Here is a 24,336-nt window from a genome sequence, read left to right as displayed (position 1 = left end):
CGATGAGCACCAACCGGCCAACCATGCGAGCGATCGTCGTCGACGAGCGCAAGAACCTTGCCGTCGAGGAAGTGCCAACCCCAACGCCCGCACCGGGTGAGGTCCTGATCCGCGTTGCCGCCGCTGGCATCAACCGCGGCGACGTGATGCAGCGACAGGGGCTCTATCCGCCACCACCAGGCATCAGCGACATCATGGGTCTCGAGATCTCGGGCACTGTCGTCGCCCTCGGCCCGGACGTCGCCGGTCCGGCGCTGGGGGACGAGGTGTGCGCCCTGATCGCTGGAGGCGGGTACGCAGAATACGCAGTAGCCCCCGCATCCCAGTTGTTGCCTGTACCAGCTGGCGTAACTCTGATCGATTCCGCGGCTCTGCCCGAGGTGGCTAGCACTGTCTGGTCCACGATCGTCACCGACGCAGGCCTGCAAGCCGGCGATTTGCTTCTCGTCCACGGCGGTGGAAGCGGGATCGGCACCCATGCCATTCAGGTTGCCAAGGCGCTTGGGGCGCGGGTCGCGGTCACCGTCGGATCAGAGGCCAAGGCGCAGCGCTGCCGAGACCTGGGTGCCGACATCGTGATCAACTACCGGAACCAAGACTTTGCAGCCGAGCTGGCGGGCCAGGTAGACGTCATCCTCGACATCATGGGTGGCAGCTACCTCAGCCGCAACATAGACGCCCTCGCCGTCGGAGGTCGGCTCGTGATCATCGGCATGCAGGGAGGTTTCACCGGTGAGGCGAACGTCGGTGCGCTCATCGGCAAACGTGCGCGCATCATCGGCCTCAACGTCCGCAATCGCCCACTGACAGGCCCCGGGTCGAAGGCGGAGATCGTCGCGGCCGTCGTCGCCGACGAATGGCCATTGATCGAACGAGGGCTTATTCGACCGATCATCTCGGCAAAGCTCCCCCTCGCCGATGCAGACAAGGGACAGGCGTTGCTCGAATCGAAAGACTCGGTCGGCAAAGTCCTTCTCCTACTGGATGGTTCGTGACAGATCGCAGCCGACCCGAGCGACAGGCATCTCTCAGAGGGAACCCACCACGGAAGCACGGAAGCACGGAAGCACGGACAGAGTCACCTCGAATGAAGGGATGAGATATGTCGAACAACAACACCATCAAAGACTTCGGCGCCAGGCTGATGAACGGTGCGCACAAAATCGTGCTCACCGTCAGCAGAGGGCGACTGCTGTCCAAACCCTTCGGAATGCCGGTCGTCGAGCTGCACACGATCGGACGATCGTCGGGTATGCCGCGCTCGTGCCACCTGACAACCCCTGTCAGGGAAAGGGACTGGATCGTGCTCGTCGCGTCGAAAGGCGGCGACGACCGAAATCCGGACTGGTACAAAAATCTTCAGGCCAACCCCGACGTCGGACTCGTCATGAACGGAGAACGATTCGCGGCACACGCACGAACCGCGTCCGCAGAAGAACGAGCAGAACTGTGGCCCAAAGTCGTTGCAGCATACAAAGGCTACGCAAGCTACCAGCAACGAACCCAGCGCGAAATACCACTGGTGATCTGCCAACTGTGAGAAGCGATCACCACGCTGCACAACACAACGACGGCCCGCATCGTCCGTTGCATACTCCGGTTCATCCTCGCTTGCCCAGCTCGAACGCTCCGCTTGTCCTGATCGCTCCCGCGATGGCAATAGGGTCTCACTTCTACAAGCCACTGGTTGCAGAGTTCGCACGGCACGGCTGGGAGGCCCATACGATTCGACGACGAGGATTCGAACGTAGCGAGCCTCGCGCGAGCCGCAGACACGATTGGTCCTACCAGGACGAGATCAACGACATCGACGACGCGATCGCCTGCGCACGAAGGGATCATCCCGAACAGCCAATCCTGCTACTCGGACACAGTCTCGGCGGACAACTCGCAGCCGGACATCAACTGAACCATACGGCGGTCGATGCAATGGTCACCGTAGCTGCGGCGCTCCCCCACCATCGGGCCTACCGGTTCTGCGGGCTGCCCGTCCTGCTCATGTCCGCAGTTGCCGTCCCGCTGCTCACTACACTGTTCGGCTACCTGCCCGCACCGGCCTTCGGCGGCCCCGGCGCTCGCACGTTGATGCGGCAATGGGCCCGCATGGCCATCACGGGCAACCCGCCCTACAGAGTGAACCGGCCGATCACGACGCCCGCGCTCGTCGTCAGTTTCGCATCAGACGCCATGGCTCCGGCGCGGTCGGTGGATGTCTTCGCGGAGAAACTGTTCGACACACGCACGGTGACACGGTGGCAGTACGAGCACAAGGACGTCTTGGCCGGCGCGAGCAACGATCACATCAGATGGGTTCGGGGAAGCTCTCAGGTGGTCGAACGCATCATTGCCTGGTGGGCGAAGCCTTGATGTAGGTCATCGACAAGCGCGGACATCGATCCATTGACGATCCGACAGACGATATGTTTAGGTCATGTGAGAGGTGCACACATTCAACCGACCGTCGACCACTCGTCGGCAGTGCGGAGGTGACATAACGACCACCCGATGCAATTGAAGCGCGAAACTTAGTGTTACACAGCAGGTTTACCCCCTTGTGAGTCCACGCACATCGAACGTACCGGCACTTCTGGTCCGAGTTGCGAAAGATCAATCCTGACCGCTCGATCACATCTACCCTTCGAATCCGAAAGGCCACCCCTGACATGCCCGAACTACCATCACCAATTGCCCCGTACCTCGAACCGGCAGCAAAGGAGCTGTGCGAGGCCACCGACCCCCACCCCCGGATCTACGAAGTGCCACCAGAAGAAGGACGAAAGATACTGCGGGACCTACAAAGCGGCGACGGCGTAGCACGACCCGATGTCGACGAAGAGTGGGTAGACGTCGATGCAGGCCAATGGGGAACTGTCCGCACCCGCATCATTCGACCGAAGGGCATCACCGGGCCACTGCCGGTGGTGTTCTACATCCATGGCGCTGGATGGGTTTTCGGAGACGACAAGACGCACGATCGACTGTTTCGCGAACTGGCAGTAGGCGCCGGCGCAGCTGGAGTATTTCCCCGTCTACGACCGGGCACCCGAAGCACAATATCCGACGCAAGTCGAACAGAACTATGCGGTGGGCCAGTGGGTACTCGAACATGGTGCCGAGCACGGCCTGGATACTTCCCGCATCGCGGTGACCGGAGAGTCGGTCGGTGGATGCATGTCCGCGGTCTTCGCCCTCATGAACAAAGAACGTGGAGGTATCGACCTCAAAGCACAGGTGTTGCTCTACCCAGTCACCAACGCGGACTTCGATACTCCGTCCTACCTGCAATTCGCCGAGGGCTACTACCTCACTCGTGACGGAATGAAGTGGTTCTGGGACGCATACACGTCAAACCCCGCGCAGCGTGCAGAAGTGCACGCATCACCCCTACAGGCTTCCCTCGACGAACTAGCTGGACTTCCGACCACGCTGGTCATCACCGACGAAGCCGACGTCCTGCGAGACGAAGGCGAACAGTACGCGAACAGGCTCCGCGAAGCCGGCGTCGATGTCACATCGGTACGCGTAGCGGGAATGGTTCACGATTTCCTTCTGCTCGACAGCCTCCGCGACACCCGAGCAGCCAACGTCGCACGAACTCTCGCGGTCGACGCGCTCCGCACGGCATTGCAGGGTAGCTGAACGCACCGCCCGGCCGAGTTCAAGTACCGATCTCAGCAGCGGCATCGGACACCTACTGGGCCGCGAACATAGTCGACCAGTACGGCTCCGAACACAGCCTTCTCAGAGAATATTTCCAGAGCAGCGCTTTCCGCCCATACACAGGATCGAGTGCTCAGCCGGCAAGGTTGCTTGCTTCGGTCTCCGACTTCGCGGCGAACATTGATTCTCTACCCATGAGATGTGTTCTGGAGGTTCGAGTTGCCGGGCATTGCCGCGAGAAGTGCCCGGCAAGTTCGACTGCTAGCGTGCGGCGGCGATATCCGTGACGACGCCGCCATGAAGTACGTGACGCAGATACTTCTCGGGCGCCGTGAGGACCGCGAGATCTTGTTCCGGATCTCCTTCCAGCACAAGCAAATCCGCGTGTGACCCGGGGACGAGCGTACCGATCTCTCCTTCCATACCGAGCAGGCGCGCAGCAGTACTGGTGGCACTGCGGATCACGTCGATGTTCGGCTGGACGCGCCCACGGATGGTGAACTCGTCGAGCTGCCGCGCCTGCAGGTCCCCGAGAAGGTCACTACCGTAAACCAGATTCACTCCCGCCCGGTGGGCCTGTTCGAGAGCATCGACGGCGGCGATGCGGACCTCGTCGAGCTTCTTCAGTGATCCTGCCGAAAGACCCGAGGCTGTACCGGCCTCGTACATCGCCTCATATGTGATGATCGTCGGCACCAGGAATGCATCATTCTCGACAAGCAGACGAATCGACTCTTCGTCGATGAGGTTCCCGTGCTCGACGCATCGAACACCGGCCTTCAAGGCTTGATTCACCGCGCGAGGATGGTAGGCATGCACCGTGACGTACCGGTTGTGGTTCTCGGCTTCGACCACCGCCGCACGAATTTCGTCCGATGTGTACTGCACCGCCGAGATTTCATCGGTCGGGGACGCAACTCCTCCGGAAACAACGAGTTTGAGATGGTGCGCACCTTTTCGAAACTCGTCGCGGGCGGCGTGGCGGACGGCGTCGACGCCGTCCGCGATGCGCCCGAAGTCGGGTTTGAGCTGACAACAGGGCTGAGAATCGTCGTTGAGAGAGCGGAAGTCGCCGTGACCGCCCGTCTGGGACAGCGCTTTACCGCCGAAGATCAAACGTGGGCCAGGGGCCAAGCCCTCTCTCAAGGCACGGGCCATCCCGTGATCGGCGCCACCGACATCGCGCACCGTGGTGAAACCTCGGCGAAGCATGTCACCGGCGGAGCGCAGAGCCCTGACCGTCGCGTAACCCGGCGTCCACTGAGCACGCTCCGCAGCGTTCGTCGAGGTCACGAGAATGTGCACATGGGCATCGACCAGGCCGGGCATGACCGTGCCCCCACCGGCGTCGATAATTCGGAAGTCACCACCGTGCGGCGTCGGGGGCTCTCCGATCCCGCTGTCGACGATCATTCGGTCGACGATGTCGATCCAGGCATTCTGCTGCCGCACCCCTGACGAGGGTTCGAGGGTGTGGGCGTTTACTACACGAACGTGCATGATCTGTCTCCTTTGAAGAAACTCGCAATGGTGGGTCAGTGACCGGCGGGAACGCTCTCGTTGAGGCTGCGGCCCGAGGTACGTGCACCGAAGAGCACCACCACGGCCACCGCCAGCACCAGAGCCCCTACCAGGACCAAGAACACGTTCACCCAACCGATGCGCGCGAAGAGGTAGCCGATGGCGATCGGTGCGGAGATCGCGCCCAGACGACCTACCGCAGAGGCAGCGCCCATCGCCGTTGCGCGAACCTCGGTCGGATAGAGCTCTGCGGTGTATGTGTAGTACACGCCGGCCGCTCCGTTTGTGAACGCTGCCAACAGAGCAGACCCGAGCACGAGAACCGGGGTGTTGTCGGCGAACGCCACAACCACCGCACCACCCGTCGCTCCGAGCGCATAGATCGCGAGGAGCCACTTTCGCTCCATCTTGTCGATCAACAAGCTCGCAACGTAATAACCGGGGATCTGCGCAAGAGAGGTGATGAGTGCGATCAGGAAGGAGTTAGTCAGAGTGATCCCCTTCTCCAACACCAAAAGCGTTGGCAGCCAGGAGGAGAATCCGTAGTTCACTCCGATCAAAATGAACCACAACAGCCAGATCACGATCGTCGTGCGGGCAAGACCACCTCGCCACAATCCGGCAAGCGGAGCGAGCACGCCCCGTCGAGAGGTGACTGAGGGCGACGACTGTGGGGGATCCGTCACGGTGTCGACAGCATCAGGTGAATCTACTGCCGGATTAACTCCGGATTCGCGTTCCATGTTTTCGACAACTGCAGCCGCCTCTGCATTGCGGCCCTTGGACAGCAGATACCGGGGAGACTCGGGCAGCTTACGTCGCCACCACAGCAACAAGACCACCGGAAGCGCACACAGAACCGCCGCGATTCGCCAACCCACAGCCGGATTGGGCGAGATGACCAGCGGGGCAACCACTCCGGCAAGGATATAGCCGAACGCGAGGAACCCGACCGTCCTTGTGACGAACTTGCCTCGCACCCGGGCAGGGAGAAACTCGGAGATGTAGGGCGCAATCAGTGCGGTCTCCGCACCGATTCCGACACCTGCGAGCGCACGCCAAACGAATAGTTCCGGCAGGGAATTCGCGGTGCCCATCAGCAGACTGCATACGCAGAAAATGAGCAACGAACTCATCATGAGCTTGCGCCGACCGAAACGGTCGGCGAGCACTCCCGCAACCAACGCTCCGACCAGATACCCGAAGAAGATCGACGACAACAACCATCCGCCGGTCTCAGAAGGGATGTGCCAGATGATGATCAGCGCTGAGAGCGCGTAACCCATGAGGGCACCGTCGAACGAGTCGAAGGTGTAACCCAGGCCGCCCATGAGCATCAGACGTCGATGTGGTTTTCCCGGTTCCAGATTGTCCAGCCTCGACAGAAGCGCAGCGTTTTGCGCCTCTGTCGGATGCGCAGATGTAGTCATGCGAGCTCCCTTTGACAGTTGGTGCGTGCAACATTAAGCGCATTTAAGTGACTTGTGCAACACTTTGATCATGACTGTTTTCACGATCCTCACACTCCACGTCTCGCCTGACCGCAGAGATGACCTCTGTCGCTACTACGAGAGCGCACGAGTCCTCGAATTGTCCGGCGCGGAGTCTTCACAGCTCTGCCTCAAGTCGAACGACGCCGGTACTGTAATCGCCGTCGCGACATGGCCAGACGCTTCCGCCTATGAGGCCTGGCAGAATGCGCCCCTTCGCGTTGAGTTCGCGCAGGGAATCCTGGAAGCAGCGGGTGGTAGCGTGACGGCGACCAGTGAGGTGTTTCAGGTCGCCATCGACACTCGAGGCCCTTGTAGTTGATCCGGTGAAACGAGGCGCTTCGAAGTGACAGTGGGGACGATGCTTGCACAACGAGCAGAGCACGCGAATCTCGGAGCGCAGGCCGATCGAGTCATGCAGGTTCTTGCACAGATGCCGCAGTTCGCCTCTTATGCTTCGGGCCGGGAAGTCGCCGAGCGTGCAGGCGTGAATGTCTCCACGGTGGTGCGAACCGCACAGCAACTCGACTTCGACGGATGGAGCGACCTACGTCAGGCACTCCGCACTGAATACCTCAATTCGCTCGTCACAACGAGCCCCGACCATCCCGGTTCAAAGGATGCAGCAACGCAAATGCTGAGGCAGGATGCAGCAAACCTCGCCAGCGTTTCAACCGACGCCAACATCACCGCCATCAAAAACATCGCCGACGCGATGATCGAAGCCCGCCGAATCGTGGTCATCACAAGCGGATCCGGCACAGGACCTGCTCATATCCTCAGTTACCTGGCATCCATCTACGGCTTCGACATTCACGTCGCGGCCGGCCCCGCGACGTCGCAGGCAATACCCGTGTCGCACCTGGACGAACGCGACTGCCTGATCGTTGTCAACGTCTGGCGGCTCACCCGCGCGCTGCGGGGACTGACACGCCAGGCGCGCAAGAGAGGCGCGACCATCGCCGTGCTGACCGACCTGCATTCATCGCCCCTCAACACGTACGCCGACCATGTCGTGATCACTCCGATCGAAGGCATCAACCCCACGCCGTCCCTGACTGCCATGGTCGCCGTCGTGCAGTCCATCCTCGCGCAACTCGAAAGCTCTGATGCACGCTCCTCAGCCAAAGACATCGAAAAGGCTTGGGAACAACTTGATCTCATGGACGATCAGCCCTGACGCCAGAGCCACCACCGCAACGGCAACAACCTCACCTCCTCGCCCTGATGACCGCGGTATCACTGACTGCTGTGGCGTGGATCCAAAGGAACGCCGCAGCCGGCAACTCGCGGTCCGCGCGCACTGCTTCCCCGCAAGAAGGCCGCGCCCTTTTCAATCAGATGGTCAACCGGAAGTTGAGACAAAAATCGCGGAAACAGACCCGATGAGACTAGCTCCGATACTGAAGTTGGAACCCCCTTAGCTAGGACTTTCTGCAGATGTAATGCATCTGATTGTCGACATCAGCGAACATGATGTCCGTCGCAACACGCTCCACCAGGCTTGTCGACCGCGTCAGCAAGCACCTCACCGAGCTCCTCGATGCGCATCTCAGCGAAAACCACCGGAGAGAAACTGTTCTCCGACAACGAAACTGACGGCCTAGCCGACCACTGATCAGCAGCCGGGAACCTCCCGAACCATGCAGTTCATACTAAAATCGAATGGCTGCTGACAATGGTGAGTGCCGCTACGAGAATGATCACCCCCGGCGGCGTCGACGTTGCCTGAACTGGTTCTCCGTCAGGCCACGTCGACGGTCCAAGGAGCGAACCGATGGCACCAGGCAGGATACGATGCGGTATGCGCAGGCTGGCTGGATCGTTCGATCGTGACCTCCCCGGGTTGCCGCGTGGCCGTGGCCGCCTCGCGGCGGACGAGGTCCAAGACGCACAACGCAATCGCATTCTGCGCGCCGTGATCTCGTCGACTGCGGAGAAGGGGATCGCCTCGACCACGATCGCCGATGTCGTCGGCCGCGCCAGGGTATCTCGCCAAGCTTTCTACAAGCAGTTCGAGAGCAAAGAAGCCTGCTTGATCGCAGCGATCGACGCCGGCATCGAGACGATCGTCTCCAACATCACCTCCACACAAAGCTCGACCACCAATTTATCTCCACACGAACAGCTTTCGGCTGTCATCGAGAAGTACCTCGAGACGTGTTCGTCCGAACCCGAGTTCGTCCGCGCTTGGGTGGTGGACCTACCTGTGGCCGGTCCGGCAGGGGTTGCGAAGCGCAACGAGTACCTGGAACTGCTCGCCGACGAATTGCTCGTCGGCTACGCGTCCAGATCTTCAGAAGCCCCGGGGCGTGAAGTGTTTCTCGCGGCGATCGGCGGATGCAACGAGTTGTTCTACCGCCAGGTGGTCGACGGGTCCAATTCGTACATGAATCTTCATGCGCCGATCATGTCCTTCCTCGAACGGGTACTGGATCTCTCGTCCGACGGTTCGTAGTCCGGTGTTGACAAGCCTCGGGTAGATCGCCATGCTCATTTATAAGTACTGTCGCGTACTTATAAATGAGCGAGGAGTGGCCATGGGGATTTTGAGGGGACTGACACAGCGTCCGATCGCGCCGCCCGGCCGGGTTGCGATCCGTCCACGGCGAGTCGACTTCGACTGGGAGAAAGCGCCTTTGGTGTGGTTGCCGAATGAGCCGATCGCCTCATACCTCCTCGGTTCGATGAACCTCGTCATCCCCGAGGGCGAGCGGATGATGATCCAGGCCTTCGAGCAGGCTCTCCCGGACGTGCACGACGAGAAGCTCCGCGAGGACATGCTCGGTTTCATGGGTCAAGAATTGCTGCACGCAGAGGCGCATGACGAGGTCATGAATCAGGTGTTCACACGGCACGGAATCGACCCGGCCCCGTTCAACCGCCAGATGCAGTACTTCTTCCGTAAGACTTTGGGCGTCGGCGACGACACCGATCCGCGGTCCACCCGGCAGCGTCTGATCGAGCGTCTCGGGATTTGCGCGTCCTCGGAGCATATGTTCGCGTTCGTAGGCGACTGGGCACTGAACGCGGACTTGGAGAAATTCGGCGCAGATCCGCAGATGCTTGACCTCTACCGGTGGCATGGGGCCGAAGAGGTCGAGCATCGTGCCGTGGCGCACGAGGTCGCCACGTACTTCGGAGTCGGCTACTTTCGCCGCTGTATCTCCATGCTCATCACGTGGCCGATCTTTTTAGGGTGGTTGCTCCGTGCCGCGATGTATCTGAGCCGCAACGACCCCAACACGCCGAACATCGGTTATCCGCGATTGCTCCTGGAATTCGTCCGCGCCGGACGCCGCGGACTGGTGCCTGGTGTATCGAAATGGTTCTGGAGCGGTGCGTCGACGTTCGTGCCCGGATTTCACCCCGACAGTGTGGGGTCCACAGCCCAGGCCCTCGCCTACGTCGCGCAATCGCCAGCGGCCAAGCGGGTCAACACATGACACCCAACGCGCCCGAACTCACACAGCGGTGGCCGGCCCCCCGCGAGATCCCGGTCGACCTACGACGCGGCACGCACCGCGACTCGATTCTGCGCATTCTGGATGTCCTGGTCTCCACGCAGGTGAAGTGGGCGGTCTTGATTCATCGCGATAAGCCACCGAAAAACCGGACCGACGAGTACAAGACAACGCTCACGGTGTCGGAACGCACGACGGTGGCCAGCGACAACGACGTGGTCAGCATCGAACTGCGGGCACCTGACGGCAGCGACCTCGAACGGTGGCACCCCGGGGCTCACCTCGACCTGTACCTGCCCTCAGGACGCATACGTCAGTACTCACTGTGCGGCGATCCTGCCGATCGCCGCTGTTACCGGATTGCGGTACGCCGCATCCCTGATGGTGGCGGCGGATCGAACGAGGTGCACGACGAGTTGCCAGTCGGTGCCGCCGTCGGCGTTCGTGGCCCACGCAACGCGTTCGGGTTCGTCGAACCCGGGCGAACCAAGCGCGCGAAGCGCGTTCACTTCGTGGCGGGCGGTATCGGCATCACCCCGATACTCCCGATGATCCGCGAGGCAGAGCGCATGGGCCTGGATTGGTCGCTGGTGTACGTCGGTCGCGAGCGACGCACGCTACCGTTCCTCGCGGAATTGTCACCGTTCGGTGATCGGGTCACCATCCGCACCGACGACGAATACGGCCTACCCACCGCGACCGATCTTCTCCCGCCGAACGTCCGCAGCGGTGATGCAATCTACTGTTGCGGTCCGGTCCCGATGATGGACCTGATCACCGCAGGTGCACGCAACCAACCCGGTGTGGAAGTGCACGCCGAACGCTTCTCCGCCACACCGGTCGTCGATGGACGTCCCTTCCGGATCCAACTGGCTCGCACCGGTCAGGTCATCGATGTCGCCGCCGATCAGACCGCACTGGACGCAGTGCTGCGTGTGAACCCGAAAGCGCCCTATTCATGCCGTCAGGGCTTCTGCGGCACCTGCATGGTCCACGTCATCGACGGCGATGTAGATCACCATGACAACTCGTTGAGCCCAGCCGAGCGCGCCGAGGGCAAGATGCTGCTGTGTGTTTCACGGAGCAACAGTCCCTGCCTGACGGTCACCACATGAATCCACCGATTCCCCAACGACCGGAGTACCTGTTGAACGACGATCAACTGACATCGCGGGTGGTGGACCTCCTGATCGCACTGGAGGAAATGGACGCCGATGCCGTGCGTGCACTCGTCGATCCCGACATCGAATGGCGCAACACCGGCCTGCCCAGCGTGAAGGGAAGGAAGAGCGTCGAACGAGCTCTCACGATCGTCTCTCACCTGATCACCAGGTACGAGGTCGTGGAAGTGCTCACGATGAGCACCGACCACGACACGGTGTCCTCCCGGCGAAGAGAGATCATCCGCATCGGATGGTTTGCCCTGCACCTCGACGTAGACGGCCACTACACATTCGCAAACGGCCGGCTGCGCGTTTGGGACGACCGCTTCTCCTACCGCCGACTGCTCCGCGGATTGCGATTCGGCCCACCCACCCGCACCTGAGGATCGCGAGGGTCGCTATCCGCCTGCCTGGGTCAGGTACTTCATTCGTTCGCCGCGACTTTTCGGGGAAACCGCATGGCGATGGGAACTTTTCCGGCAAGGTAAACGTAGATTAAAGAACAAGGCTTCTTCCGCATCGACAGAGAGACCAATGGACAGTCACAGACCCAGGCCGGACACACCCCACTACGTCACCGCATGTGATGGCGAGGTGTCCGGCTCATGATGATCGCCCTGACACTCCTGCTGGGCGTCCTGGTCGTTCTGTTGATCACCGCAGTCACCGGCTACTTCGTTGCCCAGGAGTTCGCCTACATGGCCGTGGACCGATCCCGGCTCAATTCTCTCGCCCAGACGGGCGATTCGGGTGCAACGCGGGCTCTTGCGGTGACCCGCCGCACCTCGTTCATGCTCTCCGGAGCTCAACTGGGCATCACCGTCACCGGTCTGCTGGTCGGTTACGTTGCCGAACCTCTCATCGGTCAGTCGCTGGGAACGATCTTCGGCGGCATCGGCATCCCCACCGCCGTGGGGATGGCCATCGGTGCCGTGCTGGCGCTGCTGTTCTCGACCCTGGTCCAGATGCTCTTCGGTGAGCTGTTCCCGAAGAACCTCGCCATCGCACGTCCCGAACCTGTGGCCCGGTGGCTGGCCCGCTCGACCACCCTCTACCTGAAACTCTTCGGCTGGCTGATCTGGATCTTCGACCAAGCATCGAACCTGCTGCTCCGCGCACTCAAGATCGAGCCGGTGCACGATGTCGAGCACTCCGCCTCTGCCCGCGACCTCGAGCACATCGTCGCCGAGTCCCGCGAAACCGGGACTCTTCCGCCCGAATTGTCGACGATGCTCGATCGCATTCTCGATTTCCCCACGCGCCCAGTGGAGCATGCGATGATCCCTCGCACCCATGTCGACACCGTCCACGCCGACGACTCCCTCGACCACATCCTCACCCTCATGGGGCGAGGGCACTCCAGATATCCCGTCGTGGGGGAAGATTCCGAGGACATAGTCGGTGTCATCCACCTCCAAGATGTTCTCGACCTGACGCCGACCACTGATCTGACCGCGCGCACACTCACCCGCCCCGCCCTGATCCTCCCGACCACACTTCCCTTGCCGAAGGCCCTGGCCGAACTCACCGACAGCAGAAACCAACTTGCCTGCGTCATAGACGAATACGGCGGCTTCGCCGGTGTCATCACCCTCGAAGACATCGCCGAAGAACTCGTCGGCGAAATCACCGACGAACACGACCCTGACCTCCCACTCGAACTCCCCGGCGAAGACGGATCCTGGACCGTCAACGGTGGCGTGCACCTCGACGAGGTCGAACGCACCATCGGACACGACCTCCCGGGTGGTGACTACGAGACGATCGCCGGCTTCACCATCGCCCATCACGGCGAGCTCCCACCCGAGGGAGCCCGGATCCGCGTCGAACTGCCACCTGATCCTGCCGACCTGATTTCCGACGACGAACAACCTCGATATTCACTGGTCATCGATGTCCTGTCCGTCGAGCGGCACGTCCCCGCCTCACTACGACTACGCCTCGACCCAACCGCAGTGGCCGGGACTGAAACCGCGGAGGAGAACCGATGAGCAACCCCTGGATCGTCATCGCCGTCACCGTCGCTCTCATAGCCCTGAGTGCCTTCTTCGTCGCCGTCGAATTCGCCCTCATCTCCGCCAAACGGCACCGCCTCGAAGATGCCGCCCCCAACAGCCGCTCCGCCCGAGCCGCTCTACGCAGCGCCTCCGAACTGACCGTGCTCCTCGCCGGCTCCCAACTCGGCATCACCGTATGTACCCTCGCGCTCGGTGCAATCACCAAACCCGCTGTCCATCACTGGCTTACCCCTGCCTTCTCGAGTTGGGGCATGCCGCTCTGGATCGCGGACGTCGCCGGTTTCGTTCTCGCATTGATCATCGTGACTTTCCTGCATCTGGTCGTCGGCGAAATGGCACCGAAATCCTGGGCGATCGCCCACCCCGAGAAATCAGCCACACTGCTCGCCATCCCGATGCGCGGATTCATGTGGCTCACCCGACCTCTACTGCAATCGCTGAACTCGATGGCCAACTGGTTCCTCGTCAAAGTCGGTGTGCAACCGGTCGATCACGTCGGCAGCGGCCAGGACCCCGACGCCTTGCGGCACCTGGTCGAACACTCCACCAACGTCGGAGCCCTCGACGCCGGATACTCCGCGCAACTTTCCGGCGCCCTCGACATGCAGACCTTGACCGTCCGCGATCTGCTTCGGAGCAGCAAAGCTCCGACCTCCGTAACCAGCTCCGCGACCATGGACCAGGTGCGGGCGATCTCGAAACAATCGGGACACCTACGAATCCTCGTTCGCGACAACGGTGTTCCCCTTGGGATCGTGCACGTCCGCGACACCCTGCTCCAACCCGACCACACCCACGCCGAATCCATCATGCGACCGGAATTCACCCTTGCGTCCGACACCCCCGTCCACCTCGCACTCGCGGCGATGCGGGAAAGTCGCAATCACCTGGCCGTGGTCACCGACGAACGAACGACGGTCGGCATCATCACCCTCTCCGATGTTCTCTCACGACTGTTCCCCCGCCCTGAACCGGCGATCTGACACCGCATAAGGACAGCCTTTCGCACGGATAGCGCTATCCGTACAGCAATTGTTCGGGAAAGCTCGCGATCAGATCTCAGATCTCCCCGTCCCAGGCATCGATACCCTCGTGCGTATCCGGAGTTGGAATGCCATGCCCGAGCCCCCGTGCCCTCATTTCCTCGTTCACGAAATAGAACCGTGCTTTCTCACGCGGAGTCAGGCGATCACACCGGCGATACAACGAGCGGTACTCCTTGACGAGCTCGCCGCTCGCCATACGGTAAACCGACAGCGGCACCGGCTCACCCGACATCTGATCGCATCCTCGGACTGCATGATCTGCCGCCCCGCGCTCGTCGCGACTTCGTCACTGGGCGTGCCGCCTTCGGTCAGCTTCGCTCATGCCACCCCACGTTCCATACAGCTCACCCGCACCGAGGGCGTACTCGCGGCACTGACCGAGCACAGGACAGGTCTGACATATCCGCCGCGCCTGCAGTTCCCGGCGGAATCGGGCATTGCCACGCTCGCCTTCCGGCGAAAAGAACACCGCCGCTTCGACCCCACCGCACGCGGCGTACTTCTGCCAACAACTCGGTTCGGCGGCAACCTCTTTCCCGGACTGCGCCGAGCGCACTGCGGATATCATCGGGAACTCCTCTCTCACTCGAGAACCTCGGATCACTGAAACCAGATCCGAAGCCAGGAGACGTATCTCAAAGCTTCGCTCTTGCAATGCCACTGACGGTTAATAAGGCGACTTCCTACGGGTTCATGCCAGTATTAGAATCTGGCGTGTCCGCCAAGTGCGGCCGTGAAGGCCGCTGGCTGCGGCAACGGTTGGCATCACCATTTGATCGCCCTGCCGAAGGTGCGCTCGAACCCACACGCCTGGTAGCCAATCGGGCGCTGAATGCGCGACAGATCGCCATCACATGCCATGCCGTCACCGCAGCACCCGCGGTCGAGCACCCAACCGGCCGCTTCCCGGGACCGGACGGACGTTCGGAGCGCCGGGGCGGGCAGACTGTCCGGCATTGGCGTACCGCAGAAGCAAAGCGAGCACGAGGAAGGAGAGGACGAGGACAAGGGTGAGAACAATCGAACCCACGGCGGAGCTTCCTTTCCGAGACCACGAAAGAATCAGGTTCACTCAGAATCGATCACCGAACCGGCCGAGGGAAGAATCCGACCCAGATCTTCGCGATTTCCATACAGCCGAGGTGCCGATCGCGGCTCGGTAACCCTCGCCCGTCACATCATCCGCGTGTGTAGGTCGCCTCTGCTGCACGACGGAGTTACTGCCCCGAGTGGTCAGTCACCTCGGTACAGCGTCCGTAAGAACAGCAAGATCCGTCATCAGAGTCACCGCCGGTCGAGGGAACGATTGGCAGCGCGCACATCATCGAGCGCATCGTCGAACCCCCTCGACAACTCCTCCTCCCGATCAACTGCCGACTCCAGATCGGGAAGTGACATTGCTCCGACTTCGAGCACCAACTCCGTCAAGATCACGCCGGGCTCACAACGCACGCGTTTCACCAATAAGGCGATCGTGTCGGCCGCGCCGCGAAGCGTGGACGAGGGCAGTGGCACGCAAGCCCAAGCGACTATAAAATGCAAAGGCGCACGGCGGGGCACCAACTGAGCATTTCTGATCCAGCGGGCGTGATCACCGAACTTGTGGAGACACTCTCGGACCGCGCATGTAGATTCCGAGTCTATTTGTATTATCGGACTGCGACTTTCGAGCCTTCCCGCCACAATTGTCGCTGAAATTCCGCGGAAAGATGACCTTTTCCATGGCCCAGAACTGTCCCAGCAGCAACGAGAAGTCCTACTTCACTTCCAGTCAAGTCAGTTCAAACTCGAAACACACTGTAATAAAACGAGTTTGAAGTGCTTTCTTACGCACGTACCGAGTTGACTCGACTGAGTACACTTCTCGTGTTCTACCGATACCTGGGTCGAATGAGCGACGGACCGTACGCCACAGCCGCGCACACCGGCAAGGCTCTCGCGAATCGGGTGTGGCTGTGACACAACTATATTCGAAGCAGAAGTGTGACGGCCGCCGACTGGGCTTTTTCAGTCGGTTGTTCAGACTTTTTCAGCGAGAACGTCGAGGTAGCTGATTTCGGGCGGCGCAGCGAAGAGTTCGTCGGCTCGTTCGCCGAGGGCCTTGCCGACCGGACCATTGAGATGTGTCTCGCGGGCAGCTTGGTCCGGGAATGCGTCGATGATGCCGAACGACGAGGGCCCGAACCGCACCGCGAACCAGGGTTTCGTGCCGGGCTCCTGCTCGACGAGCGGCAGTGCCGATCGGAGGAATTCCTCGACCGCTTCTTCCTTGCCGGGCTTCGCTTCAAGTCGGACCAGCAGCGCCTTGGTGGCCATATCGGATCTCCTCTTCGAGGTGGTGAACACTGTCAAGCATCACACCATCCATCGGTTAATGGAAGGTACCCAAACCCACCGTTCGAGGAAACCGATCCCAACCCCCTAGCGATCGTGGAGCCGAAGGAGGAGACTCCATAGTGAGGGAATGCGATGCCTGGATGCAGCCGCAGTTGCGTCGATGGCAGGAAAAATGTTGGTGCGCCGACATTTTGGTGCGATCTTCACTTCTGCGCGCCGTGGACCTTCCCCGAACAGCACGATTCATTCGGTCGGTCGCTCACGCGTGGACGCCTGCGGCCGACGAGATCAACCGGAAAGCCGCAGCTACAAGACAAGGGAGTGCCGCGATGAAAGCGCTTGTATACGACGGGCCTCGAGAGGTCCACGTCAAGGACGTGCCCGATGCGCGGATCGAGAATCCGACAGATGTGCTGGTGAAGATCACGAGCACCAACATCTGCGGGTCGGATCTACACATGTACGAAGGCCGCACCGATCTGGAGCCCGGAATGGTCCTCGGTCACGAAAACTTGGGCATCGTCGCCGAAGTCGGCAATGCAGTGGTCAAAGTATCGCCAGGGGATCGAGTGTGCTTGCCGTTCAACATCGGCTGCGGCTTCTGCCGAAACTGCGAGGAAGGGTTGACCGCATTCTGCCTGACGGTGCACCCCGATCCGAAGATGGCCGGCGCTGCATTCGGTTTCGCGGGGATGGGCCCGTTCTGGGGCGGACAGGCGGAATATCTGCGAGTGCCGTTCGGCGACTTCAACTGTCTGCGACTGCCCGAGGATGCCCAGGACAAGGAAACCGACTACGTGATGCTGTCGGACATCTTTCCCACCGGATGGCATTGCACCCGCCTGGCCGACATGCAACCCGGCGATTCGATGGTGGTCTACGGCGCTGGCCCAGTCGGTTTGATGGCCGCGTATTCGGCGATGATCCAGGGAGCGAGCAAGGTGATGATCGTCGACCGCCACCCCGACCGGCTACGCCTGGCCGAAGAGATCGGCGTCGTCCCCATCGACGACTCGAAGGGCGACCCCGTCGAGCAGGTCCTCGAGCAAACCAACGGGAAAGGCGCAGACAAGGGGTGCGAGTGCGTCGGCTATCAGGCACACGACCCGCAAGGCCACGAGGACGCCGCCATGACGATGAACCGGCTCGTGGATTCGGTGCGCTTCACCGGCCACATCGGGGTGGTCGGCATCTTCCTTCCCCAGGACCAGAACGGCCCCGACGAACTCGAGCGCAACGGCAAGATCGCCTTCGACATGGGCAAATTCTGGTTCAAGGGCCAGAAGATCGGCACCGGACAAGCGAACGTCAAACACTACAACCGGCAACTGCGCGACCTCATCCACGAAGACCGGGCAAAGCCCTCCTGGATCATCTCCCACGAACTCCCGCTCGCCGAAGCCGAATCCGGCTACCAGCACTTCGACGCTCGCGACGACGGCTGGACCAAAGTCGTCCTGCATCCCTGACACGGCCAGAACCGAGAGGAGCACAACGATGCCAATGCCACTGCAGGGCAAGCAGATAGCGATATCGGCTGCCGACGGGGCCGGAGGAGTAGAAGTCGTAGACGAACAGGTCGCGATCGACGGGAACCTGATCTCGAGCCGCTCGCCCGACGACCTTCCTGCGTTCCGTCAGGCCATCGTCGAGCAGTTCGCGAAGCTCGGGGCAGGTGCGTCATGACCGTGAACCAGACCTCGGTGTCCCTCGACGATGCGCAGCGGATCATCGCCGCAGGACAGGCCAAAGCCACCGAGATCGAGTCGCCGTCGAACATTGCGGTGGTCGATGCCGGCGGCAACCTCGTGGCTCACGTGCGAATGGACGGTGCCTGGATCGCCAGCATCGACATCTCGATCAACAAGGCGTTCACCGCGCGGGCATTGGACGTCTCGACCGAGGACCTCGCGGCCAACGCGGGCCCGGGCGAGCAGTTCTACGGGATACACGCCTCCAACGGCGGACACATCATGATCTTCACAGGCGGTGTGCCTCTGCGGCACAACGGCCAGGTCGTGGGCGCTGTCGGCGTCAGCGGCGGCACCGGGGAGCAGGACAAGACCGTCGCCGAGGCGGCCGTGGCGGCGCTGTGAGCTCTGCTTCATCCGCGCGTCAGGTGAATTGACGCCGGCCAAGCCCGCTCGGCGCAACCGAATCCGGCGACCAGCATTTCGACGCTCACGACGACGGTTGGACCAAAGTCGTACTGCATCCCTGAGGCGGCTCCGAGCCGAGACGAACACAACCACGGCCAGACCTGGCACACCTGCGCCACCACGGGGGCGAGAGCAAACCGACCCCTCGATAGAAATCCTGCCAAAGGATGCAGCACAGGAATAGACGAGAACCACGTAAGTCCCGTAGTGACGGTGGCCGAAACATGTTGAATTGCAATAGCTCCCACCTGAGCGGTCTGTTGACCAGCCACAGAACGGGACGTTGAACCGTGCAGCACGCGGGTGTGCGCCACCTACTCGCAACCAATTGGAACCGGCCAGTAGTGGCTCATTACCTTTCTGTCACAAGGAGATTCGATAGAACTACAATGAATCTCGTCCGGGTTCAACGGAGCTGCTGTTCACTGACTGTGACGATCTTTCGCAAAGGGAGTTCTCCTTTTGCATGCGCCGCGGTAGTGTGGACGTACCGCAGTAGCGGCCGACACTCGAGTTTTCGTGTCGAAGCCGATACTCGGAGTTTCATGCGATGGCCGCTTCGATCGGGTTCCGGCGGGCATCTTCGATCAAGGGCAGGTGTGGTCGCCACTGCCCCGTTGCGCCCCGCCCATCAGGCGAATGTTGTTGACGCCCTTTAGGCGGACGAAAAGACTCATCATGGCTGGGTGGTTCGTGAGCTCAACCGGTTGACCGGCGGTCGGGCCCTGTCAGTACACACAGGCCCGGCGAACCCCACAACATCAACGCTGAGGGGCGTGATGTCAAAGCACAGTGGCGGAAACCCTTACCCTCGGCCGCTCTCGAGCCTCACGCCCGCCATCCACGGATTGGTGTCGGGCGCCGTTATCGGCGCCCTGCTCGGTCTCCGTGACTTCACCCAATCCACTCGCCAAAACCAGGGAACTACGAAGTCCTTGCCGACATCGAGCGAAGTTGCGGGCGGAATCGCACTTGCTCAACGGCCGGGCCGATCGAAAGGAATTGAGTCATGACAACTGCTGTAGGCATCGACTTGGGCACAACCAACTCGGTCATCGCAAGCTGGCAAGGCGGCGAGCCGGTGGTCATCTCCAATGTGGAGGGAGCACGGACGACGCCTTCGGTGGTGGCGTTCACCGAGAACGGTGAGCGTCTGGTGGGCCAGCTTGCCCGACGGCAGGCGATCTTGAATCCGAAGGGCACGATCTACTCGGCGAAACGCTTCATCGGACGTCACTACGACGAGATCTCCGAGGAAGCCAAAGCGGTCAGCTTCGACGTCGTAGCGGGTGACAACGGTGAGGCCCGCTTCGACGTGCGCGGCAAGAAATACGCACCAGAGGAGATCAGCGCTCTCGTGCTGCGCAAGCTCGTCGACGACGCGAGCAAGTTCCTCGGTGAGAAGGTGAAGGAAGCGGTCATCACTGTTCCTGCCTACTTCAACGACGCGCAACGAAACGCCACCAAGGACGCCGGCCGTATCGCAGGCCTCGAGGTTTTGCGGATTATCAACGAACCGACCGCTGCGGCACTCGCGTACGGCATGGACAAACAGACCCACGAAACCGTACTGGTCTTCGACCTCGGCGGCGGAACCTTCGATGTGAGCCTGCTGGACGTCGGAGAGGGGGTAGTCGAGGTTCGTTCCACGGCCGGCGACTCCCACTTGGGCGGCGACGACTTCGATCGACGCGTGGTGGACTACCTCGCCGACGAATTCCAGCGCGCGGAGAACATCGATCTGCGTAAGGATGCGCAGGCGTTGCAACGACTGTTCGAAGCCGCGGAGAAGGCAAAGGTTGAGCTGTCCTCGGTGACCCAGGCCCAGGTAAACCTGCCTTTCGTTACCGCTGACGCGAATGGTCCCAAACATCTCACCACTACGATCATGCGATCGAAGTTCGATGATTTGACTGCCGATCTGGTGGAACGGTGCCTCGGCCCGGTGAAGCAGGCCATGAGTGACGCCAAGGTCGCCGCCAACGACATCGACGAAGTGATACTGGTCGGCGGTTCGACACGTATCCCGGCTGTACAGGCGCTGGTTCGCCGGCTGACCGGCGGCAAGGACCCCCACATGGGCGTCAACCCGGACGAGGTCGTTGCCCTCGGAGCCGCAGTCCAGGCAGGCGTGCTCAAAGGCGAGGTTTCCGATGTGTTGTTACTCGATGTCACCCCACTGTCCCTCGGCGTCGAGACGCAGGGCGGGGTGATGACGAAGATCATCGAGCGGAACACGACGATCCCGGCACGGCGCAGCGAAGTGTTCTCCACGGCGGAAGACAATCAGTCCGCCGTAGACGTCGTGGTGTTGCAGGGCGAACGCGAACGTGCGGCCGACAACCGGGTGCTGGGCCGGTTCCGGCTGGAAGACATCCGCCCCGCGCCACGTGGCGAGGCCCAGGTGGAAGTCATTTTCGACATCGACGCCAACGGCATCCTGAACGTCACCGCTCGCGACAAGGATACCGGCAAGGAACAGAGCATCACGATCAGTGAACAGGGCAACCTTGATCAGGGTGAGGTCGAGCGCATGTTGGCGGAGGCCGAACGGAACCGGGGTGAGGACGAGGCGCTGCGCAAGGCGGTCGACGCGCGCAACGGGCTCGATTCGGTTGCGTATCAAGTGGAGCGGCGACTCGCCGAACTCGGTGACAGTGCCCCGCCGCATGAGAAGGCGCGGGCCGAGATGCTGGTTGCCGACGCCCGAAAGGCCGTGCAGGACGGCGCTTCACCCGCGGAGGTTCAGCCACTCACCTCGGAGCTGCAACAGCTGCTCTACGGACTTGTGCCGGACCAGTCGGACGACGGGCAAGCAGGCGGCGCTGATGCTGCGTCGTCGGATGACGGCGACGTGATCGACGCCGAATTCGATCGAAGCTGAGGCGCACGATGGAAATGTCTGCAGATCATTCGACGACTGAGCCGACTACCAACAGCGCCGACACGGATCAAAGCAAGACCGAGTCCGATCGCGCCGAGACGGCAGACGAGCTGTCTCAACTCGAGGACCGTTGGCGCAGGGCCGTCGCAGATCTGGACAACCTGCGCAAGCGATACGCCAAAGATCTGGACCGTGAACGCGCCGCGGAAGTAGCGAAGGTTTCGGCGGCGTGGCTGCCGGTACTGGACAACTTGGAGCTTGCGCTTGCACACGCAGGCAGCGATCCGCAGGCCGTCGTCGAAGGTGTGAAGGCGATCCGGGACCAGGCGGTACAGGTGCTCTCACGACTCGGCTTCGAGCGCCACGACGAGGTCGGTGTGCCGTTCTCCCCGGAACTCCACGAAGTGGTCAGTGTGGTAACCCGACCCGACCTTCCGTCCGGGACCGTGGTCGAGGTCTTGCGCCCGGGTTATGGAGAGGACGGGCGACAGTTGCGGCCCGCCGCGGTGGTCGTCAGCCGCCCAGAGGGGTGAGCACCGATGGCCCGTGACTACTACGAAGTACTCGGCGTACCGAAGGGCGCCGGCACCGACGAAATTCAGCAGGCGTACCGCAAGCTGGCCCGCAAGTACCACCCCGATGTGAACAAGGATCCCACTGCGGAGGACAGGTTCAAGGAGGTCAATGAGGCCTATCAGGTGTTGTCCGACACGGACACCCGGAAACGCTATGACCGATTCGGTGACGACTTCCGGCATGTACCCGAGGATTACGACGAACGGGTGCGGGCAAACGCCGCCGGGTACGGCGGTGGCGGGAGAAGGGTGCACTTCGGCCACGGTGTCGGCGGTGAGGGTGCCGTCGACTTCGAAGACCTCTTCGGGCAGATGTTCGGCGGAGGCGGTGGGTTCGGACCGATTCCCGGCGCCGATCAGGAGGCCGAACTGGAACTGGCGCTGGAAGAGGCCTATCAGGGCGGAAAACGCACTCTCAGACTGGACGGACGGCAGTATGACGTCGACATTCCAGCCGGCGTCCTGGACGGCCAGCGAATCCGGTTGGCCGGGCAAGGAGGCCGAGGCAACGGTGACGCGCCGCCTGGGGATCTGTACCTCGTGGTGCGGATCAAACCGCATTCACGGTTCCGCGTGCAGGGTCGGGACATCTACGTCGATCTGCCCGTATCGCCATGGGAGGCGGTTCTCGGGTCGACAGTCGTCGTTCCCACACCGGGCGGAGAGGCGAAAGTCAAAGTGGTGCCTGGCTCTTCGACTGGTAGGAAGCTGCGCCTGCGCGGAGAGGGAATGCCGAATCCGCGCGGTGCCAACGGCAACCTCTACGCCGAAATCAAGGTGATGGTTCCGTCGAAACCGACAGCACGTGAACGCGAACTGTTCGAGCAGTTGGGCGCCGAATCGAACTTCAATCCGAGGAAAGAGACATGAGCACCTCAACGCCGATCACTCAGTACGTATTGGTTCGCCGTACCGGATTGTCGCCGGACGCCTTCGCCGAACGTACTGGCCTGCACCCGGATCTGGCACGAAAACTCGTGACTCTCGGACTGCTCGACGCCCACCGCTACGCCGGCGGAGAGATGTCGTTCGACCCATCCGAAGTGACCCACGCCGCACGCATTCAACGACTGCGGACGGGTCTGGGTCTCAACTACTCGGCAATCGGGCTCGTGCTCGATCTGCTGGATCGAATCGAAAGACTCGAAACAGCGGCCCGCAGAAGGAGGACATCCTCATGGACACCGGCAGCTTGACCGAAAAGTCACGAGAAGCCTTGCAGGAAGCCCAGAATGTTGCGACCAGAATGGGCCACACCGAAGTCGACGGAGAGCACCTGCTGCTCGCATTGGTCGATCAGCAGGATGGGTTGGTGCCCCGACTGCTCGAACAGGCCGGCGCGAATGTCGAAGCACTTCGATCCGATCTGGATCGTGAACTGTCGCGTAGGCCGAAGGTCAGCGGCCCCGGCGCGACCCCCGGTCAGGTGATGATCACCCAGCGTCTGGCCAAGCTGCTCGATGCCGCAGAGCGGGAGGCGAAGAGACTCAAGGATTCCTACGTGTCGGTGGAGCATCTTGTGATGGCCCTCTCCGAGGAAGGATCGGCCAGCGCGGCCGGGCGGGTCCTCGCCAGTCACGGGGTCACACGGGACGCCTTCCTCACAGCGCTGACGAAGGTGCGCGGCAATCAGCGTGTCACGTCGGCGACCCCGGAGGGGGCGTACGAGGCATTGGAGAAGTACGGGCGCGACCTCGTCTCCGAGGGACAGGCAGGCAAACTCGATCCGGTCATCGGCCGGGATGCCGAGATACGCAGGGTAACTCAGATCTTGAGCCGGAAAACGAAGAACAACCCGGTGCTGATCGGCGACCCCGGTGTAGGTAAGACTGCGATTGTCGAGGGTCTCGCCCAGCGGATCGTCCGCGGCGACGTGCCCGAGGGCCTACGCGACAAAACGATCTTCTCGCTCGACATGGGTTCACTGGTGGCCGGTGCGAAGTACCGCGGCGAGTTCGAGGAGCGACTGCAGGCCGTGCTGTCCGAGGTGAAGGCTGCCGAGGGGCGCATCCTGTTGTT

26 protein-coding genes and 2 pseudogenes are annotated in these 24,336 nt (G+C 61.7%); 21 read left to right on the top strand and 7 right to left on the bottom strand.

Annotated features, from left to right (window positions below):
* Window positions 1-23: 23 nt before the first annotated feature.
* The 4 genes and pseudogenes from ABWI03_RS26830 to ABWI03_RS26815 all read left to right on the top strand — a co-directional run bounded on the left by ABWI03_RS26830 (window position 24) and on the right by ABWI03_RS26815 (window position 3,639).
* On the top strand, window positions 24-995 hold the full coding sequence (locus tag ABWI03_RS26830) for an NAD(P)H-quinone oxidoreductase (RefSeq protein WP_298772908.1): 972 nt from the start codon (window positions 24-26) through the stop codon (window positions 993-995).
* A gap of 107 nt (window positions 996-1,102) precedes the next feature.
* Window positions 1,103-1,540 carry a nitroreductase family deazaflavin-dependent oxidoreductase gene (locus tag ABWI03_RS26825; protein WP_298772730.1) on the top strand — a complete coding sequence of 146 codons (438 nt, stop codon included), beginning with the start codon at window positions 1,103-1,105 and terminating at the stop codon, window positions 1,538-1,540.
* A gap of 47 nt (window positions 1,541-1,587) precedes the next feature.
* Complete coding sequence (locus ABWI03_RS26820; protein ID WP_353799002.1) at window positions 1,588-2,367, top strand: alpha/beta fold hydrolase; 780 nt, start codon at window positions 1,588-1,590, stop codon at window positions 2,365-2,367.
* Window positions 2,368-2,663: 296 nt separating this feature from the next.
* A pseudogene (locus tag ABWI03_RS26815) lies at window positions 2,664-3,639 on the top strand (alpha/beta hydrolase).
* Between the two features lie 282 nt (window positions 3,640-3,921).
* Here the strand turns inward: ABWI03_RS26815 and ABWI03_RS26810 are convergent.
* Together ABWI03_RS26810 and ABWI03_RS26805 are read right to left on the bottom strand one after the other, a co-directional pair.
* Window positions 3,922-5,160: a metal-dependent hydrolase family protein gene (locus ABWI03_RS26810; protein WP_298772726.1), complete on the bottom strand. Its 1,239-nt coding sequence runs from the start codon at window positions 5,158-5,160 to the stop codon at window positions 3,922-3,924.
* 35 nt (window positions 5,161-5,195) lie between these two features.
* A complete protein-coding gene (locus ABWI03_RS26805; RefSeq protein WP_298772724.1) occupies window positions 5,196-6,611 on the bottom strand; it encodes an MFS transporter in 1,416 nt (471 codons plus the stop codon).
* A gap of 70 nt (window positions 6,612-6,681) precedes the next feature.
* On the opposite strand from ABWI03_RS26805, the gene ABWI03_RS26800 reads away from it, so the two are divergent.
* The 8 genes from ABWI03_RS26800 (at window position 6,682) to ABWI03_RS26765 (ending at window position 14,299) form a co-directional block, all read left to right on the top strand.
* Window positions 6,682-6,993: an antibiotic biosynthesis monooxygenase gene (locus tag ABWI03_RS26800; protein ID WP_298772722.1), complete on the top strand. Its 312-nt coding sequence runs from the start codon at window positions 6,682-6,684 to the stop codon at window positions 6,991-6,993.
* A gap of 39 nt (window positions 6,994-7,032) precedes the next feature.
* On the top strand, window positions 7,033-7,851 hold the full coding sequence (locus tag ABWI03_RS26795) for a MurR/RpiR family transcriptional regulator (protein WP_298772720.1): 819 nt from the start codon (window positions 7,033-7,035) through the stop codon (window positions 7,849-7,851).
* 624 nt (window positions 7,852-8,475) lie between these two features.
* Entirely contained in the window at window positions 8,476-9,129 is a 654-nt protein-coding gene (locus ABWI03_RS26790; protein WP_166810001.1) for a TetR/AcrR family transcriptional regulator, read from the top strand.
* A gap of 82 nt (window positions 9,130-9,211) precedes the next feature.
* Window positions 9,212-10,117, top strand: coding sequence for a metal-dependent hydrolase (locus ABWI03_RS26785; RefSeq protein ID WP_095971690.1), 906 nt, complete (start codon window positions 9,212-9,214; stop codon window positions 10,115-10,117).
* Complete coding sequence (locus ABWI03_RS26780; protein ID WP_298772717.1) at window positions 10,114-11,250, top strand: PDR/VanB family oxidoreductase; 1,137 nt, start codon at window positions 10,114-10,116, stop codon at window positions 11,248-11,250. The genes ABWI03_RS26785 and ABWI03_RS26780 overlap by 4 nt, the downstream gene beginning before the upstream one ends.
* Window positions 11,247-11,681 carry a limonene-1,2-epoxide hydrolase family protein gene (locus ABWI03_RS26775; RefSeq protein WP_095971688.1) on the top strand — a complete coding sequence of 145 codons (435 nt, stop codon included), beginning with the start codon at window positions 11,247-11,249 and terminating at the stop codon, window positions 11,679-11,681. Before ABWI03_RS26780 ends, ABWI03_RS26775 begins: the two co-directional genes overlap by 4 nt.
* 222 nt (window positions 11,682-11,903) lie before the next feature.
* On the top strand, window positions 11,904-13,289 hold the full coding sequence (locus ABWI03_RS26770; protein WP_235170720.1) for a hemolysin family protein: 1,386 nt from the start codon (window positions 11,904-11,906) through the stop codon (window positions 13,287-13,289).
* A complete protein-coding gene (locus ABWI03_RS26765) occupies window positions 13,286-14,299 on the top strand; it encodes a hemolysin family protein (protein WP_298772714.1) in 1,014 nt (337 codons plus the stop codon). The genes ABWI03_RS26770 and ABWI03_RS26765 overlap by 4 nt, the downstream gene beginning before the upstream one ends.
* A 76-nt stretch (window positions 14,300-14,375) precedes the next feature.
* Here ABWI03_RS26765 and ABWI03_RS26760 read toward each other — a convergent pair whose 3' ends face one another.
* From ABWI03_RS26760 to ABWI03_RS26745, 4 genes are all read right to left on the bottom strand, one after another.
* Window positions 14,376-14,594: a hypothetical protein gene (locus ABWI03_RS26760; protein WP_298772712.1), complete on the bottom strand. Its 219-nt coding sequence runs from the start codon at window positions 14,592-14,594 to the stop codon at window positions 14,376-14,378.
* Window positions 14,595-14,648: 54 nt separating this feature from the next.
* On the bottom strand, window positions 14,649-14,930 hold the full coding sequence (locus ABWI03_RS26755; protein WP_298772710.1) for a WhiB family transcriptional regulator: 282 nt from the start codon (window positions 14,928-14,930) through the stop codon (window positions 14,649-14,651).
* 297 nt (window positions 14,931-15,227) lie between these two features.
* A complete protein-coding gene (locus ABWI03_RS26750; protein ID WP_298772708.1) occupies window positions 15,228-15,392 on the bottom strand; it encodes a hypothetical protein in 165 nt (54 codons plus the stop codon).
* A 254-nt stretch (window positions 15,393-15,646) separates the two neighbouring features.
* Window positions 15,647-15,877 (bottom strand): hypothetical protein, encoded by a 231-nt coding sequence (locus ABWI03_RS26745; RefSeq protein ID WP_143538672.1) that lies wholly within the window; start codon window positions 15,875-15,877, stop codon window positions 15,647-15,649.
* A gap of 303 nt (window positions 15,878-16,180) precedes the next feature.
* On the opposite strand from ABWI03_RS26745, the gene ABWI03_RS26740 reads away from it, so the two are divergent.
* Window positions 16,181-16,321, top strand: a complete 141-nt coding sequence (locus tag ABWI03_RS26740; protein WP_296554069.1) for a hypothetical protein — start codon at window positions 16,181-16,183, stop codon at window positions 16,319-16,321.
* A gap of 60 nt (window positions 16,322-16,381) precedes the next feature.
* Here the strand turns inward: ABWI03_RS26740 and ABWI03_RS26735 are convergent, their stop codons facing one another.
* A complete protein-coding gene (locus tag ABWI03_RS26735) occupies window positions 16,382-16,678 on the bottom strand; it encodes a putative quinol monooxygenase (RefSeq protein WP_020971354.1) in 297 nt (98 codons plus the stop codon).
* 350 nt (window positions 16,679-17,028) lie between these two features.
* Between ABWI03_RS26735 and ABWI03_RS26730 the strand changes: the two genes are divergently transcribed.
* From ABWI03_RS26730 to ABWI03_RS26695, 8 genes and pseudogenes are all read left to right on the top strand, one after another.
* Complete coding sequence (locus tag ABWI03_RS26730) at window positions 17,029-18,168, top strand: glutathione-independent formaldehyde dehydrogenase (protein ID WP_024487877.1); 1,140 nt, start codon at window positions 17,029-17,031, stop codon at window positions 18,166-18,168.
* Between the two features lie 85 nt (window positions 18,169-18,253).
* Window positions 18,254-18,385: pseudogene (locus tag ABWI03_RS26725) on the top strand (DJ-1/PfpI family protein); the annotation flags it as partial.
* Window positions 18,382-18,795, top strand: a complete 414-nt coding sequence (locus ABWI03_RS26720; protein ID WP_054188355.1) for a GlcG/HbpS family heme-binding protein — start codon at window positions 18,382-18,384, stop codon at window positions 18,793-18,795. The pseudogene ABWI03_RS26725 and the gene ABWI03_RS26720, both read left to right, overlap by 4 nt.
* Before the next feature lie 1,072 nt (window positions 18,796-19,867).
* Window positions 19,868-21,742, top strand: a complete 1,875-nt coding sequence (gene dnaK / locus ABWI03_RS26715; RefSeq protein WP_007735554.1) for a molecular chaperone DnaK — start codon at window positions 19,868-19,870, stop codon at window positions 21,740-21,742.
* 8 nt (window positions 21,743-21,750) lie between these two features.
* Window positions 21,751-22,275 (top strand): nucleotide exchange factor GrpE, encoded by a 525-nt coding sequence (locus ABWI03_RS26710; protein WP_050654922.1) that lies wholly within the window; start codon window positions 21,751-21,753, stop codon window positions 22,273-22,275.
* Between the two features lie 6 nt (window positions 22,276-22,281).
* Window positions 22,282-23,187: a DnaJ C-terminal domain-containing protein gene (locus ABWI03_RS26705; RefSeq protein ID WP_298772676.1), complete on the top strand. Its 906-nt coding sequence runs from the start codon at window positions 22,282-22,284 to the stop codon at window positions 23,185-23,187.
* A complete protein-coding gene (locus tag ABWI03_RS26700; RefSeq protein WP_054781457.1) occupies window positions 23,184-23,513 on the top strand; it encodes a chaperone modulator CbpM in 330 nt (109 codons plus the stop codon). Before ABWI03_RS26705 ends, ABWI03_RS26700 begins: the two co-directional genes overlap by 4 nt.
* The coding region (locus ABWI03_RS26695) for a Clp protease N-terminal domain-containing protein (RefSeq protein ID WP_353798998.1) at window positions 23,495-24,336 on the top strand (842 nt) is incomplete at its 3' end. The genes ABWI03_RS26700 and ABWI03_RS26695, both read left to right, overlap by 19 nt.

The sequence above is a fragment of the Rhodococcus baikonurensis genome (assembly GCF_040489275.1).
GTDB lineage: Bacteria > Actinomycetota > Actinomycetes > Mycobacteriales > Mycobacteriaceae > Rhodococcus_F > Rhodococcus_F baikonurensis.
Note: the sequence above shows the minus strand (reverse complement) of the source record. Positions and strands in the feature narration are given on the sequence as shown.

Excerpts from the sequence above, each read along its gene's own strand:
- ABWI03_RS26830 (WP_298772908.1), top strand. The coding sequence starts at position 24 with ATGCGAGCGATCGTCGTCGACGAGCGCAAGAACCTTGCCGTCGAGGAA.
- ABWI03_RS26825 (WP_298772730.1), top strand. The coding sequence starts at position 1,103 with ATGTCGAACAACAACACCATCAAAGACTTCGGCGCCAGGCTGATGAAC.
- ABWI03_RS26810 (WP_298772726.1), bottom strand. The coding sequence starts at position 5,160 with ATGCACGTTCGTGTAGTAAACGCCCACACCCTCGAACCCTCGTCAGGG.
- ABWI03_RS26805 (WP_298772724.1), bottom strand. The coding sequence starts at position 6,611 with ATGACTACATCTGCGCATCCGACAGAGGCGCAAAACGCTGCGCTTCTG.
- ABWI03_RS26800 (WP_298772722.1), top strand. The coding sequence starts at position 6,682 with ATGACTGTTTTCACGATCCTCACACTCCACGTCTCGCCTGACCGCAGA.
- ABWI03_RS26795 (WP_298772720.1), top strand. The coding sequence starts at position 7,033 with ATGCTTGCACAACGAGCAGAGCACGCGAATCTCGGAGCGCAGGCCGAT.
- ABWI03_RS26790 (WP_166810001.1), top strand. The coding sequence starts at position 8,476 with ATGCGCAGGCTGGCTGGATCGTTCGATCGTGACCTCCCCGGGTTGCCG.
- ABWI03_RS26785 (WP_095971690.1), top strand. The coding sequence starts at position 9,212 with ATGGGGATTTTGAGGGGACTGACACAGCGTCCGATCGCGCCGCCCGGC.
- ABWI03_RS26780 (WP_298772717.1), top strand. The coding sequence starts at position 10,114 with ATGACACCCAACGCGCCCGAACTCACACAGCGGTGGCCGGCCCCCCGC.
- ABWI03_RS26775 (WP_095971688.1), top strand. The coding sequence starts at position 11,247 with ATGAATCCACCGATTCCCCAACGACCGGAGTACCTGTTGAACGACGAT.
- ABWI03_RS26770 (WP_235170720.1), top strand. The coding sequence starts at position 11,904 with ATGATGATCGCCCTGACACTCCTGCTGGGCGTCCTGGTCGTTCTGTTG.
- ABWI03_RS26765 (WP_298772714.1), top strand. The coding sequence starts at position 13,286 with ATGAGCAACCCCTGGATCGTCATCGCCGTCACCGTCGCTCTCATAGCC.
- ABWI03_RS26760 (WP_298772712.1), bottom strand. The coding sequence starts at position 14,594 with ATGTCGGGTGAGCCGGTGCCGCTGTCGGTTTACCGTATGGCGAGCGGC.
- ABWI03_RS26755 (WP_298772710.1), bottom strand. The coding sequence starts at position 14,930 with ATGATATCCGCAGTGCGCTCGGCGCAGTCCGGGAAAGAGGTTGCCGCC.
- ABWI03_RS26735 (WP_020971354.1), bottom strand. The coding sequence starts at position 16,678 with ATGGCCACCAAGGCGCTGCTGGTCCGACTTGAAGCGAAGCCCGGCAAG.
- ABWI03_RS26730 (WP_024487877.1), top strand. The coding sequence starts at position 17,029 with ATGAAAGCGCTTGTATACGACGGGCCTCGAGAGGTCCACGTCAAGGAC.
- ABWI03_RS26720 (WP_054188355.1), top strand. The coding sequence starts at position 18,382 with ATGACCGTGAACCAGACCTCGGTGTCCCTCGACGATGCGCAGCGGATC.
- dnaK (WP_007735554.1), top strand. The coding sequence starts at position 19,868 with ATGACAACTGCTGTAGGCATCGACTTGGGCACAACCAACTCGGTCATC.
- ABWI03_RS26710 (WP_050654922.1), top strand. The coding sequence starts at position 21,751 with ATGGAAATGTCTGCAGATCATTCGACGACTGAGCCGACTACCAACAGC.
- ABWI03_RS26705 (WP_298772676.1), top strand. The coding sequence starts at position 22,282 with ATGGCCCGTGACTACTACGAAGTACTCGGCGTACCGAAGGGCGCCGGC.
- ABWI03_RS26700 (WP_054781457.1), top strand. The coding sequence starts at position 23,184 with ATGAGCACCTCAACGCCGATCACTCAGTACGTATTGGTTCGCCGTACC.